Source organism: Leifsonia sp. SIMBA_070 (assembly GCF_046534635.1).
In the GTDB taxonomy this organism is placed as follows: domain Bacteria; phylum Actinomycetota; class Actinomycetes; order Actinomycetales; family Microbacteriaceae; genus Leifsonia.
Genome location: NZ_JAWRYK010000398.1, coordinates 1 through 265 on the forward strand (window position 1 = coordinate 1; position 265 = coordinate 265).

Here is a 265-nt window from a genome sequence, read left to right on the forward strand (position 1 = left end):
GTACTAATCTAAATAATCTTCAGTTAGAGCTTCGAAAATTGAATCGTGAAAACGACACAATAAAGGGTATTCAAATTCATTTAGGAAATAAAATGAATTACCAAGTTTATGTTAGAATCTTAGATATTCTTTTGATTGAGGGAATGCCAAATTATTTGCAATATAATAATGATTTTTTTGTTTTAATGATTCCGAAGCCAAAGCCAGACAAGTCTTTGAAGAAGTTTAAGGTTTTTGTTTGCGGAAGCGGAAGTCTTAACGTTGG

At 30.6% G+C, this 265-nt stretch carries 1 protein-coding gene; it reads left to right on the forward strand.

What is annotated here, in order from left to right; all coding sequences use genetic code 11:
• Positions 1 to 265, forward strand: a 265-nt coding sequence (locus SB754_RS20820; RefSeq protein WP_410784254.1) for a hypothetical protein, incomplete at both ends; no start/stop codon positions are given.